The sequence below is a fragment of the Flavobacterium cucumis genome (assembly GCF_900148835.1).
Classification (GTDB): domain Bacteria; phylum Bacteroidota; class Bacteroidia; order Flavobacteriales; family Flavobacteriaceae; genus Flavobacterium; species Flavobacterium cucumis.
Map to the genome: position 1 here is coordinate 1 of NZ_FRYK01000002.1, position 13,699 is coordinate 13,699.

16 protein-coding genes and 1 pseudogene are annotated in these 13,699 nt (G+C 31.2%); 11 read left to right on the forward strand and 6 right to left on the reverse strand.

Annotated features, from left to right (window positions below):
- Positions 1–185: 185 nt before the first annotated feature.
- From BUE95_RS05880 to def, 3 genes are all read left to right on the forward strand, one after another.
- A complete protein-coding gene (locus tag BUE95_RS05880; RefSeq protein WP_073582484.1) occupies positions 186–845 on the forward strand; it encodes a hypothetical protein in 660 nt (219 codons plus the stop codon).
- Positions 846–1,296: 451 nt separating this feature from the next.
- Positions 1,297–1,863, forward strand: coding sequence for a Crp/Fnr family transcriptional regulator (locus BUE95_RS05885; protein WP_073583490.1), 567 nt, complete (start codon positions 1,297–1,299; stop codon positions 1,861–1,863).
- A 58-nt stretch (positions 1,864–1,921) separates the two neighbouring features.
- On the forward strand, positions 1,922–2,503 hold the full coding sequence (def, locus tag BUE95_RS05890; RefSeq protein ID WP_073582486.1) for a peptide deformylase: 582 nt from the start codon (positions 1,922–1,924) through the stop codon (positions 2,501–2,503).
- Positions 2,504–2,906: 403 nt separating this feature from the next.
- On the opposite strand, the gene BUE95_RS13795 is transcribed toward def, so the two are convergent.
- Complete coding sequence (locus BUE95_RS13795) at positions 2,907–3,209, reverse strand: group II intron maturase-specific domain-containing protein (RefSeq protein ID WP_262494366.1); 303 nt, start codon at positions 3,207–3,209, stop codon at positions 2,907–2,909.
- Between the two features lie 3 nt (positions 3,210–3,212).
- A pseudogene (locus tag BUE95_RS13865) lies at positions 3,213–3,356 on the reverse strand (group II intron reverse transcriptase/maturase); the annotation flags it as partial.
- A 71-nt stretch (positions 3,357–3,427) separates the two neighbouring features.
- On the opposite strand from BUE95_RS13865, the gene BUE95_RS13490 reads away from it, so the two are divergent.
- Positions 3,428–3,721, forward strand: a complete 294-nt coding sequence (locus tag BUE95_RS13490; RefSeq protein ID WP_394333987.1) for a DUF695 domain-containing protein — start codon at positions 3,428–3,430, stop codon at positions 3,719–3,721.
- Between the two features lie 205 nt (positions 3,722–3,926).
- Positions 3,927–4,856 carry an alpha/beta hydrolase gene (locus BUE95_RS05905; protein WP_073582490.1) on the forward strand — a complete coding sequence of 310 codons (930 nt, stop codon included), beginning with the start codon at positions 3,927–3,929 and terminating at the stop codon, positions 4,854–4,856.
- A gap of 191 nt (positions 4,857–5,047) precedes the next feature.
- On the opposite strand, the gene BUE95_RS05910 is transcribed toward BUE95_RS05905, so the two are convergent.
- Positions 5,048–5,356, reverse strand: coding sequence for a rhodanese-like domain-containing protein (locus tag BUE95_RS05910; RefSeq protein WP_073582492.1), 309 nt, complete (start codon positions 5,354–5,356; stop codon positions 5,048–5,050).
- Between the two features lie 126 nt (positions 5,357–5,482).
- Here BUE95_RS05910 and BUE95_RS05915 point away from each other — a divergent pair, with 126 nt between their 5' ends.
- Genes BUE95_RS05915 through BUE95_RS05925 form a run of 3 tightly spaced genes read left to right on the forward strand, consistent with a single transcriptional unit; the run spans position 5,483 to position 7,185 of the window.
- A complete protein-coding gene (locus BUE95_RS05915) occupies positions 5,483–5,935 on the forward strand; it encodes a MarR family winged helix-turn-helix transcriptional regulator (RefSeq protein WP_073583492.1) in 453 nt (150 codons plus the stop codon).
- A 16-nt stretch (positions 5,936–5,951) separates the two neighbouring features.
- The gene (locus BUE95_RS05920; protein WP_073582494.1) at positions 5,952–6,584 is read left to right on the forward strand and encodes an NAD(P)H-dependent oxidoreductase; all 633 of its coding nucleotides are present in this window, start codon (positions 5,952–5,954) and stop codon (positions 6,582–6,584) included.
- A gap of 34 nt (positions 6,585–6,618) precedes the next feature.
- On the forward strand, positions 6,619–7,185 hold the full coding sequence (locus BUE95_RS05925; protein ID WP_073582496.1) for a YceI family protein: 567 nt from the start codon (positions 6,619–6,621) through the stop codon (positions 7,183–7,185).
- A gap of 296 nt (positions 7,186–7,481) precedes the next feature.
- Here the strand turns inward: BUE95_RS05925 and BUE95_RS05930 are convergent, their stop codons facing one another.
- From BUE95_RS05930 to BUE95_RS05940, 3 genes are all read right to left on the reverse strand, one after another.
- A complete protein-coding gene (locus BUE95_RS05930; protein ID WP_073582498.1) occupies positions 7,482–8,384 on the reverse strand; it encodes a DNA adenine methylase in 903 nt (300 codons plus the stop codon).
- A gap of 71 nt (positions 8,385–8,455) precedes the next feature.
- Positions 8,456–9,937 carry a ParB N-terminal domain-containing protein gene (locus tag BUE95_RS05935; RefSeq protein WP_234977630.1) on the reverse strand — a complete coding sequence of 494 codons (1,482 nt, stop codon included), beginning with the start codon at positions 9,935–9,937 and terminating at the stop codon, positions 8,456–8,458.
- Positions 9,938–10,165: 228 nt separating this feature from the next.
- Complete coding sequence (locus BUE95_RS05940) at positions 10,166–10,570, reverse strand: helix-turn-helix domain-containing protein (protein WP_073582502.1); 405 nt, start codon at positions 10,568–10,570, stop codon at positions 10,166–10,168.
- A 365-nt stretch (positions 10,571–10,935) separates the two neighbouring features.
- Between BUE95_RS05940 and BUE95_RS05945 the strand changes: the two genes are divergently transcribed.
- The 3 genes from BUE95_RS05945 (at position 10,936) to BUE95_RS05955 (ending at position 13,495) form a co-directional block, all read left to right on the forward strand.
- A complete protein-coding gene (locus BUE95_RS05945; RefSeq protein WP_073582504.1) occupies positions 10,936–11,268 on the forward strand; it encodes a hypothetical protein in 333 nt (110 codons plus the stop codon).
- A 6-nt stretch (positions 11,269–11,274) separates the two neighbouring features.
- Complete coding sequence (locus BUE95_RS05950) at positions 11,275–11,484, forward strand: hypothetical protein (RefSeq protein WP_073582506.1); 210 nt, start codon at positions 11,275–11,277, stop codon at positions 11,482–11,484.
- A 319-nt stretch (positions 11,485–11,803) separates the two neighbouring features.
- On the forward strand, positions 11,804–13,495 hold the full coding sequence (locus tag BUE95_RS05955) for a hypothetical protein (protein WP_073582508.1): 1,692 nt from the start codon (positions 11,804–11,806) through the stop codon (positions 13,493–13,495).
- The last annotated feature ends 204 nt before the right edge of the window (positions 13,496–13,699 follow it).

Below are 13,699 nucleotides of genomic sequence, written 5' to 3' on the forward strand. Positions count from 1 at the left end.
AGTAACTACACCCAACTGGCGGCTAGTAGCAATGCCTGCTTTAGTTTATTTTTTAATCGGCAGTAATTATCTGAAAATAATTACTATTTTAGTGATCTAATAGCTAAAGGCACTGCTACTAGCCGCCTACCGTTGTATGCAATTATACCGCGAGACACCGAAAATACTACGAAAACTAAACGAAAATGATTCAAAAACTAATTGACAGAACTAACACAACAGAATTTTATCAAGATTCTGATTTAAAACTTGAATCGTACAGTTATAATCCTTCTAATAATACTTTAGAAATGATTTTGTCAATTAATCAAATTAGTTACGACGTTCCAATTGAATACGAAGAATGGAAATTAACTTGCCGAAATACAGAAAGTTTTAATGGCTTTTTTTACGAACTTATGTTGCCTTACGTAAAGTTAAAAATTCTAGATAATCATCCTTTGTTATTTAAATTCCACGAAAGTGAACTAGAATGCGAAATCAAAGGAAAACCTGAAAATCTTAATGAATTTATTGGCGAAATTAGTAATGCTTTAGAAAAAGAAACTGGAAATTGGATTACAGTAAATGAATATTTTTGGAATAGTGAAGAACAATTCAGATTGTATTCGCACAGAATAATTAGTATCCCTAAATCTTTAGAAAAATCAATAAAACAAGTTTGCGAAAAACATAAATTAAGTTTTATTGTAAAAAATGAAATTATTGGAGATGACAAAGGTTATGCAGACAAACCAAAAGCAAAAGTTTTAATATTTGGCAATGAAGATGTTAGTCCAAATGACTTTTTCTTAAACCAAAGCTACATAATTGCTGAAGAATTTATTGCTGAAAGAATTAAATAATAATAACTGCATACAATAGCTAGAGTTTCGTTGGGCTTGCAAAGCCAACAATGAAACTCCTGTTGAACGGAACCGATTACTGTCTATACACTATGGGGATTTCGATATGATTTGATAAAGATTTAGAAGAGGATTTAGTTTCCTCTTTTTTTTGAAGTGTATTCATTGGTTTTTTAGTGTGTTTTCCTTCACTTTTAGGCATTAATACTCTTACCTATAAAATTAGTTTTATAGGAACTTGAATTTTGGCTATCGCCAAGATTATCAGCTGTAATCTTATCTCCTAAACAACTCATTTGTAGCTGATGACGGGAAATTCCTCGGATGTGTTGCATGTATAAAAATACAACTTTCTCATTTTTCTTACAAGTTTTTTACTATATTTGTTTGAGAGATTGTGAGTTTTTTCACAGTCTGACGTTAGGTGCAAGCAGGACAAAAACCGTCAAAAATGGGACACATAAGAGAATACTATGAAAGAATCGTAAAGCTACAAGAATCGGAATGGGAATTTATAGCTTCACATTTTGACAGAAAAGTGTTTGCCAAAAACCAAATCATCACACGGCAGGGCGAAACGGAAAATTACCTTTCATTCGTTGAAACGGGCATCGTTCGGTTTTACATTCCCGATGATGAAAACGAACTGACTTTTAATTTCAGTTTCGACAAAGAATTTACCTGTGCTTACGACTCTTTTCTCACGCAAACACCGTCCGAATACGAATTACAGGCATTGACGGAAACCGTTGTTTGGCAAATTTCCTTTGACGATTTACAAAAAGTGTATGCCCAGACCAAAGTTGGGAATTATTTAGGACGCTTCGCTTCCGAAAAATTGTTTTTGGCTAAAAGCAAACGTGAACTATCCTTGCTTAAATACAATGCGAAAGAGCGTTATTTAAGACTGTTCAGCGAACAGCCCGACATTTTAAAATTCATTCCGCTAAAATATGTGGCTTCCTACATCGGAATAACGCCACAGGGCTTGAGCCGTATTCGCAGACAGATTACTTAACATAGGTTCATTGCCAACCTTGTTCATTCTTTAGAACTTTGCGATAAAAAGCAAAGGAATGAAACGACCTATTTTAGCATACGGACACAGCATTTTAAAACAAAAGTGCAACGACATCGAAAAGAATTATCCCGAGTTGGACAAGCTAATAGCCGATATGTGGGAAACAATGAAAAACGCCAATGGTTGCGGATTGGCTTCGCCACAAATCGGACTTCCGATAAGACTTTTTGTAGTGGACAGTAAAACAACTTTTGAAAATCTTGACGAAGCGGACAGGGAAATCTATTTTGACAAAGACGACAAAGGAATAATGGAAACTTTTATCAACGCAAAAATCATTGAACGTTCCGCAGAGCTTTGGGAAGACGAAGAAGGCTGTTTAAGTATCCCAAATTTATCGCAAAAAGTAAAAAGACCTTGGACGATTAGTATAGAATATTACAACAAAGATTTTGACTTTCAAACAAAGACATTTAGCGGAACGACCGCAAGAATGATACAGCACGAATACGACCACACAGAAGGAATTTTGTATCTTGACTATCTAAAACCATTGACCAGAAGGCTGATGGAATCCAAACTTAAAAAGATTGCAAAAGGACAGATAAAGACGAAATATCCAATAAAATTCGTGTAAAAATGCCAGCACCTAATCGAGTAGACGACTCCGCCAGAAACTGACGGAGTGCGCCTCTCAACTTAGCGAAGCGATATCTTGAAATACCTATAAAAATAAACACTTATTTCAAACACCACCGAGTCCCGATAGCTATCGGGAGGTCACGTACTCGGCGGTTTCCCGAAAATACGGGACAGGCTCCAAGAGATGGGTTAAGTTGTAAATGTAACTCGGTTAAGGAAACATAACCTCTTTTCTTCAAGCGTTGCAAAGTAATGGTGGTGCCTAAAATAGGACTTTACTCACAAGTTTTTATTTTTTTTTGGGTGTTCGTGAATGCAAAGCATTTGCGCAATTGCCCAACCACCTTTGCATATTCTGCTCCAAGCATAGGCGTGGTCTTGGCTGGCGCCCAATCGAATCAGGTTTTCCTTTTCCTTTCGGGTTTCTTCCAGTGATGCCAAATGCAGTAGCGCAGTCGGTTGCGTAACCATCCGTCTAAATCGCGTAATTTGCCTAAAATACTCGTGCCTTGAAAATAGTTCAACCATCCGCGTTGCACTTCTTTTATCTTGGAAATACGTTCTTCAAAGGTGGCAGGTGTGGTTTTTCGGGTAATGGCTTTAAGTCGTTCTTTTAGTTTCTTCCATGCTTTTTCCGATACGATGAGTTGGTATTGATTTTTACTTCGTTTTTCATACGTGGGTACGAATCCAAAACCCAAAGTTGTGAAGTTGATTGGTTTTCTAATACCGCTCTTTTCTTCATTTATAGTCAATTTGAGTTTGTTTCTCAGAAACTTTTCAATTACCACTCTAGTAGCCTTGGCTTGATTGTGGCTTTTGCAATAGATACTAAAATCATCCGCATAACGTACAAATTTGTGTTAATTCAACATTACTAGAGTGGGATTGAAAAGCATCTCATCCATGGATAATAAATATTGAAATAAAGTATGATGGTGAAGAGAGCAATGGTTTTCCAGATGATAAAACATATCTATTACTTGATGAAATTGAAAACACAATAATGTCTCAATTAAATGATTTTGATGGTTATTTAAATATTGGTAGAGAAACAGCTGATGGTGTTCGAGAAATATATTTTGCTTGCAAAGATTTTAGAAAACCTTCAAAAGTACTTGAACAAATAATATCTAATTATTCCTCAGAATTAGAAATAGAATACGAAATCTTCAAAGATAAATATTGGCAATCATTAGAAAGGTTTATGTAGTAAAATAAATCACTTAACTACAACTAGTTGCTAACAATTTACTGAATACATTTACAACATTTATACATTACTTTTGTATTTTTATCAAAAGCATTTTTACTATATTTGGTAATCGGGATATATACCTTTTTTGCTAGTATTAAATTTTTCCAAATTTTAAAACTGAATCAAAGAATAGGATAAAATCGCTCTAAAGAATAAAAAAATGATTAAAATTTTAAGCACCATCTTCTTAATATTAACAACATTACTTGTTAACGGTCAAACCATTTATTCAAAAACATTTGGAAATAGAAAAGACAAACCAATGATCTTTTTGCATGGAGGCCCGGGATATAATTCTGCAAATTTTGAAGCAACAACTGCCCAAAGACTTGCAGATCAGGGTTTTTTCGTCATTATTTATGACCGACGAGGAGAAGGAAGAAGTATAGATGAAAAAGCAAGTTTCACGTTTAAGGAAACTTTTGAAGATTTAAACGCAATTTATGAAAAATATCAGCTAAAAAACGCAACGCTAATTGGGCATAGTTTTGGGGGAATAGTAGCAACTCTTTATGCAGAAACCTATACTAAAAAAGTGAAAACATTAATTTTAGTAGGAGCTCCTGTTTCTTTACAAGAAACTTTTAATAATATTATTATGAAATCTAAAATAATTTACCACTCTAAAAACGATAGTGTAAATTTAAAATATATTACTATGCTTGAAAATATGAATAAAAAAAGTATTGAGTATAGTTCCTATTGTTTTGGACATGCAATTCAGAACGGTTTTTACACTCCAAAAAATATGACATCAGAAGCAAAAGAAATTTATTCAAGATTCAAATCAGACCCACTACTGCTAGAATACGCGTCTAAAATGACTTATGAAGCACCACAAGGCTTTTGGAAAAATGAAAAGTATACAACAATTGATTTAACTCCAAATTTAAAATCACTTTTAAATCAGAAAGTTAATATTTACGGAATTTATGGTAAAGATGATGGTTTATACTCAGTTGAACAAGTAACTAATTTACAAAATTTATTAGGAAAAGAAAATTTAAAGTACTTGGACAATTGTTCACATAATGTTTTTATTGATCAACAAACACAGTTTCTTCAAGAGGTAAAAACTTTCACAAAATAAATCGATTTCCTATTGAGATTATTTATTAACTCTAAATAATTTTTAACAAGCTTAATGAGCATGTACTTTTAAATACTTAATAAATTTTTTCAACGTTTTAAAAAGAGATGAAATGGCATGATTATATTTTAAAGTGTCTACAAAAACAATACATTATATCCCAAAAAAAATCCGCTCTTCAGCGGATTTCTTTATTCTGTTGGTCCATCCCAATTAGAAAAACCACCTAGTAAATTAAACGTATTTTCAAAACCTAATTGTTCCATGGCGTTACATGCGTTGGCACTTCGTACTCCAGCCGCGCAATACACATAATAGTTTTTCGATTTATCTAACTCCTCTACTCTATAGATAAAACCTTGTCCTTTATATATGTCAATATTAATTGCACCTGGAATGTAACCTGCATTAAATTCATCCTCGGTACGAACATCTACTATTACACCGTTTTCATCTTGTAAAAACTGGCTCCACCATGTGTTTTGATCTAAGTTTGTCATCATTACTTTTTTTTCAAAAGTACTATCTAAAATCCATTTTTAAAAATTTAACAAAAAATTATCAAACATTTGTACATACAAATGAAATTATTACTACATTTGTACATACAAATTTTACAACCTCAAATGAGAATAGAAGACATCATAAAACCAAACACCCCAATGGCAATGGAGAAGAAAACATTACTTAATGTAATGTATACTCAAAATGTCATTTCGGAAAAGTTTAATGAGATATTGAAACCATTTGACCTATCTCCTGAACAGTTTAACGTGTTGCGTATATTAAGAGGCCAAAAAGGAAAACCTGCTAATATGTGTATGATACAAGAGCGCATGATTGCGAAAACTAGTAATACCACACGTTTAGTAGACAAATTATTATTAAAAGAATTGGTTCTTAGAGAAGTGTGTTCCGACAATAGAAGAAAAATGGAAATTACTATTACAGAAAAGGGCTTATCACTGCTACTTCAATTGGATCCATTGGTAGAAGCACACGAGCGTTCATTTTCTAAAAATTTGACGGTTGCAGAATTAGAAGTACTAAACGAATTGCTAGAAAAATTTAGAAATTAAAATCAAAATAATTGCTATGAGTCAATTTATAGAAAATCAAAAATGGCGTTATGCCACCAAAAAATTTGATGCTACAAAAAAAGTTTCCGCTTCAGATTTAGAAATCTTAAAAAAAGCTATTCAATTGAGTACGTCTTCCTATGGTTTACAATTATATAAAGTATTCATCATTGAAAACCCAGAAATAAGAGCTAAGTTACAACCTGTTTCTTGGGGACAATCACAAATTGTAGAAGCATCTCATTTATTTGTATTTGCTAACATTGTTGATGTACAAGACGAACACATTGAGGATTATGTACAAAACATTGCCAACACGAGAGGTTTAACATTAGAAGATTTAAAGGGATATTCTGATTTCATGAAATCTAAAATTGTTCCACTTCCTGTGGATAAAAAATCCGTTTGGACTTCGAAACAAACCTATTTAGCTTTAGCAAATTTAATGAATGCAGCTGCTGAATTAAAAATTGATGTTACACCAATGGAAGGTTTTGAACCAGAAAAATACAATGAAATTTTAGGACTAAACGAAATAGGTTTAAATGCTTCATTAGTTGCAACCGTTGGGTACCGTCATGAAGAAGACGCAACACAACACTATGCAAAAGTTAGAAAGCCAATAGAAGAATTATTTATTACTATTTAATACAATCATTTAACATTTAAAAACAATTAAACACATGAAAAATTTAAAATCAATCGCTCTAGCATTTGTAGCTTTAGTTTCATTTGCTTCAACTGCACAAACAGCAAAAAAAGTTGACGTTTCTAAAAGTACTATCAATTGGGTTGGAAAAAAAGTAACAGGTGCTCATGAAGGAACAATTGCTTTAAAAGAAGGAGCATTAATTTTCAAAGGAAAAAAAGTTGTAGGTGGAAACTTCACAGTTGACATGACTACAATCAATACTACAGATTTAGACGGTAAAGGAAAAGCAAACTTAGATGGTCATTTAAAATCAGATGATTTTTTTGGTGTAGAAAAATTTCCAACGGCTACTTTAGTTTTCAAATCTATAGGTGAAAAAGGAAACGGAGTGTATGCAGTAACTGCTGATTTAACAATTAAAGGAAAAACGGAGTCAATTAAATTTGATTTAACTGTTGCTGGTAATACGGCTACAACTACTTTAAAAGTAGATAGAACCAAATATGATATCAAATATGGTTCAGGAAGTTTCTTCTCTGATTTAGGAGATAAAACAATTTATGACGATTTCGATTTAACTGTAAAGTTAGCGATATAATTACGTGGGAAACATTTGCTATGAAAACGAAGAGGCCTTGAAGAAATTCAGGGCTTTTTTGTACTTTAGAAATACCTTTAATAAATAAAAAAAGCCCTGAAATTTCAGGGCTTTCTAATTTAAAGGGTGAAAGACGGGTCTCGAACCCGCGACCTTCGGAACCACAATTTTATACTTAATTGCAACCATACGGTTTTGTTGATGTTTTCAATGGTTGTAAGAACGTAATTTTATTAAATCGTATTCAGATTTATATTTATTTATAAAAAGTTAAAACTAAGAAAAAGGAGAGTTGTCTATTGATAAATAATTTCCTTATTGTTGGCCGACTTTACTAATTTGAAATTAACAGGGTTATAGGTTTCATCGAGGTTTGGCTGAGTTAATTGCGGACTAAAAAATAATATTTCTTGGCCAACTCTTGAATTATAAGCTGAGTGATTAAATGTGTATTCTTTCTTTGGAAATTCATTGTATAAGTTTCGAATTGCTTCGTGATTATCATAAGAAACTATCCATTGAATATTTTGAATTCTCGCAATTCTTTCGGCCACTTCTAAATGGTCAGAACCAATGTAATGATTAAGATATAAAGAATCAGCTTTTAAGTAATATGGCGGGTCAAAATAGAAAATTATGTTGTTATCAATTGCCTCACGCTCTACCCTATCAATCAACTGAATTGCATCAAAATTAAATAATCTAATTTTTTTTCTATGTTTTGCAATTAACTTAATTTTTGCTTTAATATCTTCTTTGTTAAATCGGCAATCCATTTTATAATTGCCCTGCTGATTAATTCCACCAATTACACCAGCATTAATAATTCCTGAACGATTAGTTCTATTTAAAAATAAAGTTGAAAAACCAAGTTCTAAAAGAGTTGCTGTTTCTTTATTTTTTTGAATCTCTTTTTGAATTCTCCAATTTTCAATATTTAGTTCTGTTTCATCAATAAGCTTACATAATGCTCTTGAATTATTCAAAATAGAATGCCAAAAAGCATAAATAGAGCGGTCTTTATCATTAATTGTAATTTTATCTACATAACCCTCAAAAAGCAAAAAAAGTGCAACAGAAGCTCCGCCTGCATAGGGTTCCACGTAGTGACCATTAATTCTATTATCAGAACATATTTTGGCCACAAAAGCGGCCAACCTATTTTTTCCTCCTGGATAACGAAGCGGTGAATAAAACATAATTAATTATTTATGAAACAAAATAAATGAAAATAAAAATGATAGGCCAATTTTTAGACAACTTTTTTAAATTATTCTCTATTTATGTTGTTGCTTAAAATATCAAATAAAGGCTCTAAATGAATCCAAGCTCTCTTGTTGTGCTCAAAATCAATAACAGTTTCAAGATTATGAACTGCCAAGTCTAAACCATCTTTTATTCTATCAATATAATGCTTTAGATTTTTAAGTTTGTTAGTATCTAAATGATTATCCAATTCATTATTTTTTACATAATCTAACATGATTCCTAAACTTGCGTTTGAATAATCTTTACTAGAATTAAAACGAAGAATATTTGTAATTGCCTCACTATCTATTTCTTCATCAATTTTATATTTTCCTTTTAAATGAGTTGTTAATAATTGAATTTTTTTCTGGCTATTCTTGTTATTTTCTTCATTTGTTTTAATAGTTAAAGAATCAAATAAATTATTTTCTCTAAGATAAAAATATAGAGATTGTTCTAAATAAGTTCTGAGTAAGACAGCAAATGAATACTTTTTATCAACAGGAAGATGCTTTAGTTCCGAGAATAAATTTTCTAATTTATCATTGTCAAAAATTATTTCTTTATCACCTGGTATAATTCTATTTTCAAAAAAACTTTTCTTAGATTTCTTCTGTTTTCTGTTGGTAACATTATTTTTCTTGGCTTCCAAATCTGCTTTTTGTTGAGCGGTTTTACTTTCAACATTTGCTACAGCTTCAACTTTGAAATCAAATTTAGGATCAGAATATAACTTATCAACTAATCTATTTTTATCATCGTCTTTATTAAAATCCCTTGAAAATCTTTCAGAATCTATAATGAGTTTAAATACTTCTAACAGCCTCAATTCAAATTCACTTCGAGGAATATTTATTAATAATTCTCCATTTTCATTATTAAATTCAATTCCTAAAAATTCTCTTGCTTTATCAAATGAATAAAAACGTTCAAGATTAGTAAACTCAAATTCTGATATTTCAATATCAATTCCTTCTTCACGACTTAATATTTCTTTACCTTCAAAAAATAAATTATATGCTTTCAATGGTTTTAAAATTCTTGGTCTACTTTCATTCAATACATCGCAAATATCATCAATACCTAAACCATCTTCATAATACATTTCTGCAACAAAAGCATATTGATTTCCTGTTTTCCATCTTTGAAGTGAAGCTCCGTTATGTCTTTCATAGATAATTGGATTTGCTAATAATCTATTAGGAGCTATGTAGCATTTTAGTTTTTTATCTACTGGGATATTATTAACTAAAATATTCTGCAGTAATGTATTCGCTTTTGCAGTTGAAAGATATTTTTTTGGGTCTTGTAAAAGTTTCATAGCGGCCGTTCTCCTATTTCCCTCTAAAACAACTTTCTTATTATTTTCAATACAAATAATAGGTTCTTCTCCTACAAAATATCCTTCCTCAGAGATTTTTTTTGCTAACTCATAAACCTTTTCATTTTTTATTAAAAAAGCCATAATTTGAGTTTGATTCAAATTTACTCCTCTGTACTTCAATCGTGGATTGTTTAAATCTAGTTGTAATGTGTTTAAACTATATTCAAATGTTTCCCATAGTGAATAGTCAATATACATATTGCTTTTGGTTTATGATTATCTATTAACAAATCTAACAAATTAATTTAAAAAACAAACCCTGAAAACAACTGATTTTTAAAACAGTAAGTTTTCAGGGTGTAAGATTTTTTTTAGTATTATTATTGCATTTAGTTCCAGCAGTACCATTTACTTAATAACCTTTGATATATTTTTATCCTGTTCACATTGTTTCAATTTTTCTTCTGTGAATTGCAACTTATCTTTCAACATGACAATTATTTCTTCCTGTAGATCACTTTGTTCCTTCAATAATCTATAGTTTCTTTCTATGTATTCATTTCGTTTCTCTTGTTCTTCTTCATTCAAAGACTTCTTTGGCAAATTGCTAATATCTTTATTTACAAAATCATCAATTGAAATTTCAAAATGAGAACAAATCTTTTGAATTGTTTCTAGTTTTGGAATAGCTTTTTCAAGAATATAATTACCAATAGAACCTTTGCCTAAATTAAACATCTCACCAAACTCATCTTTGGAAAGCCTTGTTTTATTAACTAAATAAGAAATATTTATTGAAATAAAATTTTTCATAAAAAAATAGTATAGTTATCAATATACTGATAATCAATAATTTAAGAGTAATTATCCGATTTTTATACCTTATAATTCGATTTTTATACTCAAAATTCAAATAATTTACCAATATTTGCTTCATCAAAAAGTTATTTCGCACTACAAAACGGAAATAATCTAATTGGCGAATATAAAAAAAATTGCAACCGTTTACAAGAAACGGTTGCAATCATATCACTAACTAGAACATTCCAATTACTGTGCCAATTATATAAAAGCAAAGGCAACTACGTTCTTACCCAGCTTGATATGATTATCATAACACTACAAAACAAAAAAAGTCCTTTGCTTTTTTGTAGTGTTACAACTAAAAATTGCAACTTATGTATTCAAACGTAGAACTTAACAATCTCTTGCATAATGCAAATTCGTTATCCGATTTACTAAATATTCAAACAGAAGTGCTTCAAAATGCAGAAGAATATTTACAAATCGTTTCTCCTGATTATTTTATTTTCATTGGATTACATTGTAGAGATACATTCCCTAAAATTCTTGCAGAAGCATTAAACAACATGGAAGGATTTCAAGCCTTTAATCAATTCACATACATCTTACTAAACTTTGAAAAATATCTTTCAAATGCAGGTATTGATTACTTAAGCAAAACCGTAAAAACTATAGAAGAAATAATGTATAGTTCAACTGTAAGTTAAAAAAAAATGAGTCCTAAAGTATTATCAATATTCAACAATGCTAAAATCTTTCTTTCCGATGAGGAAATGAAAGAATTGCAGTTGTGTATTAATACTGAATTAGGACAACAAAAAGTTGCAACTAAAAAAGCATCCAAAAAAAGTAAAGAGTTAGAGGCATGGACAATTGAAAGTGTAACCGAAAGATTATTGGCAACTTATTTTAAAAAGAAATGAGCAGAGGAATTGCAAAATACAGAAAAGTTTTGAATGAGTTAGACCAAAAAGGAATACTGGTTACAATTCAAAGAATAGATAAAAAGTGCTACAACTTTATAGTTAATGGTGTTGTTGTAAAGGTTTACAAACAAAGGCAAAGTTGCAACAATAGAATTTTAAAGCTGAACAAGAAAGAACGGTTCTCGTAAAAGGTTCGATTCCTTTTTCTTTCACACCCGAAGCAAGTAAACTTGCAATTTTTACCCAAAGCAAAGGCGGTTTAGCCCTAGGAAAGTTCTTCCGCCTTGCAGAGGGGTTACACTCAAAAAAATGAGCTATGAGAATAATTAGTAATCAAAATGTTTCTGATAGTTTAATAAATGGATTATTTCCAGTTATTAAACCAAATGTTGCAACAAATATAGAAAAAAAGCAACAATCAGAAAACGAAAACGGTTTAAAGTCTATTCATCCAGTTATAACCAATGAAACAATGGCTATGACAATGGATGCTTATCGTATTCATGTTGCAACCTATAATGCAACCATACAAGAACAAAACAAGCAAATTGAAAAGCATAATTCAGAAGTGCTGGAAAACCGTAAAAACCTTACTCCTGTTCAAAAAGAATTTTCTAGGCTTTTCATATCTAAGCACTTTAAAATTTCAGACGAAATCCAGTACAACCAACTTGCTACTGAATTTAACAACGAATACGGAAACATCGTAGAGCTTCGTAAAATTCAAACGGTAAAATATGCAACAGAGTTGTTTTTTATGCAGATGCTACACGCCTACCAAATGCAATTGAGCAAAAGAGCTTCAATACATTCAAAATTTAATATTGCCTTTGAATCTCCTATTCCATCAGTAGAGATTAATAGCCACGAAATAGCGAGTTTTGAGCGTAATGGTGTAAAAAGTATCGATGCTACAAAAAGAACTATTAGAAACCACCGAAATAGGTTACAGCAGGCTGGAGTATTACAAGAATATGAATTTCAAGGGCATAAAAAAGGCGTTAAAATGCAAATTAACGAATCTATTTTACACGTTTTTGACTTGAAAACTCAAAAAATTGTTTGTATTGAAAATCAATCACTTAACCCCCAAAAAGGGAAAAAGTTTCCTGATAACAATGAAGATACTAGAACAATAAAAGATAAGAATAAAATAAAAGAGAATGTTGAAAACAATTCTCTTGGTTTAGGAACGCCTTCGGCTGGTCTTTCAATTGTTTTTTACAAGAACACCCGAAGCAAAGTAAAAGATTTAACTAAGGGGGGGCGCGCCGAAAATGTTAAAGTTTCAGAAAAAGAGAAAACTTTATCAGATAAACTAACTGATTTAATCCAACACCCACAAGAACTGGCTGAAAACCTTGCACTTGGTCTATATAATGACTTCACTCCTATTGACATTCGGGTTTTAGTCAAAGAAGCGTATCATGGAACCATGACGAAAGATGATTTTAAAGAAATGGTAATTCAGGATTTCATTAAATCGTCGGCCAAAATTTGGCGTGGTAAAAATGTTTACACAGGTGTTTGGAAGAAAACCATTAATACCATGATGTTAGATTGGTTTAAAGCTCTTGGAACAACAACTTTTAACAAACATATCGTTGTAGAAATGTTGCAAGAATACCGCTGGAGAATTAACCACGCTCGAAAATGGTTTGTATCACACGATTTTAAACCACTTTTCCCAGCAGATTACTTCGACCTCACTAGAACCGAACGAAAAGAGGTTGGTTTTGCTTACACTAAAAAAGCATGGAGCAAACATTTGAAGTATCAACAAAATAGAGAAGTTGAAAAGCGCAAACTAGAAAAAAGGGTTGCAACTAGAAAAGCAACTATTAACAGCAGTAAAGAAGTTGAAAACAAGGTTACACAATTCTTGAAAGGTAGAATGGATATTGAAACACTTTACAATTTTGTTGCTAAAAACCACCCAAGCCATTTAGAAAAACTATCAGAGATTACATTTAAAATTCAATCAAAGTTACACGCTAAACTTAATTAATTATGCCAGCTATTGATCCAAATGTTTCGAGAATAAAAATGGTTGCTAATACCAAACATGGTTTTGAAAATATTGTGTGGTACAATTTCATAAAGTACAACAAAAAACCCGACCAGTTTATCATACTTAATATGCTGGGGAGATTTCAACAGTCAATTTATTTTAAGCACACACAAGTAATCCAGTTTTACGATAACCAAACAA

What these genes read in the sequence shown, in the direction of transcription:
- BUE95_RS05915 (WP_073583492.1), top strand. Translation starts at nt 5,483, where the DNA reads ATGAGAATAGAAGACATCATAAAACCAAACACCCCAATGGCAATGGAG.
- BUE95_RS05880 (WP_073582484.1), top strand. Translation starts at nt 186, where the DNA reads ATGATTCAAAAACTAATTGACAGAACTAACACAACAGAATTTTATCAA.
- BUE95_RS05955 (WP_073582508.1), top strand. Translation starts at nt 11,804, where the DNA reads ATGAGAATAATTAGTAATCAAAATGTTTCTGATAGTTTAATAAATGGA.
- BUE95_RS05905 (WP_073582490.1), top strand. Translation starts at nt 3,927, where the DNA reads ATGATTAAAATTTTAAGCACCATCTTCTTAATATTAACAACATTACTT.
- def (WP_073582486.1), top strand. Translation starts at nt 1,922, where the DNA reads ATGAAACGACCTATTTTAGCATACGGACACAGCATTTTAAAACAAAAG.
- BUE95_RS05910 (WP_073582492.1), bottom strand. Translation starts at nt 5,356, where the DNA reads ATGACAAACTTAGATCAAAACACATGGTGGAGCCAGTTTTTACAAGAT.
- BUE95_RS05925 (WP_073582496.1), top strand. Translation starts at nt 6,619, where the DNA reads ATGAAAAATTTAAAATCAATCGCTCTAGCATTTGTAGCTTTAGTTTCA.
- BUE95_RS05885 (WP_073583490.1), top strand. Translation starts at nt 1,297, where the DNA reads ATGGGACACATAAGAGAATACTATGAAAGAATCGTAAAGCTACAAGAA.
- BUE95_RS05930 (WP_073582498.1), bottom strand. Translation starts at nt 8,384, where the DNA reads ATGTTTTATTCACCGCTTCGTTATCCAGGAGGAAAAAATAGGTTGGCC.
- BUE95_RS05950 (WP_073582506.1), top strand. Translation starts at nt 11,275, where the DNA reads ATGAGTCCTAAAGTATTATCAATATTCAACAATGCTAAAATCTTTCTT.
- BUE95_RS05945 (WP_073582504.1), top strand. Translation starts at nt 10,936, where the DNA reads ATGTATTCAAACGTAGAACTTAACAATCTCTTGCATAATGCAAATTCG.
- BUE95_RS05940 (WP_073582502.1), bottom strand. Translation starts at nt 10,570, where the DNA reads ATGAAAAATTTTATTTCAATAAATATTTCTTATTTAGTTAATAAAACA.
- BUE95_RS05920 (WP_073582494.1), top strand. Translation starts at nt 5,952, where the DNA reads ATGAGTCAATTTATAGAAAATCAAAAATGGCGTTATGCCACCAAAAAA.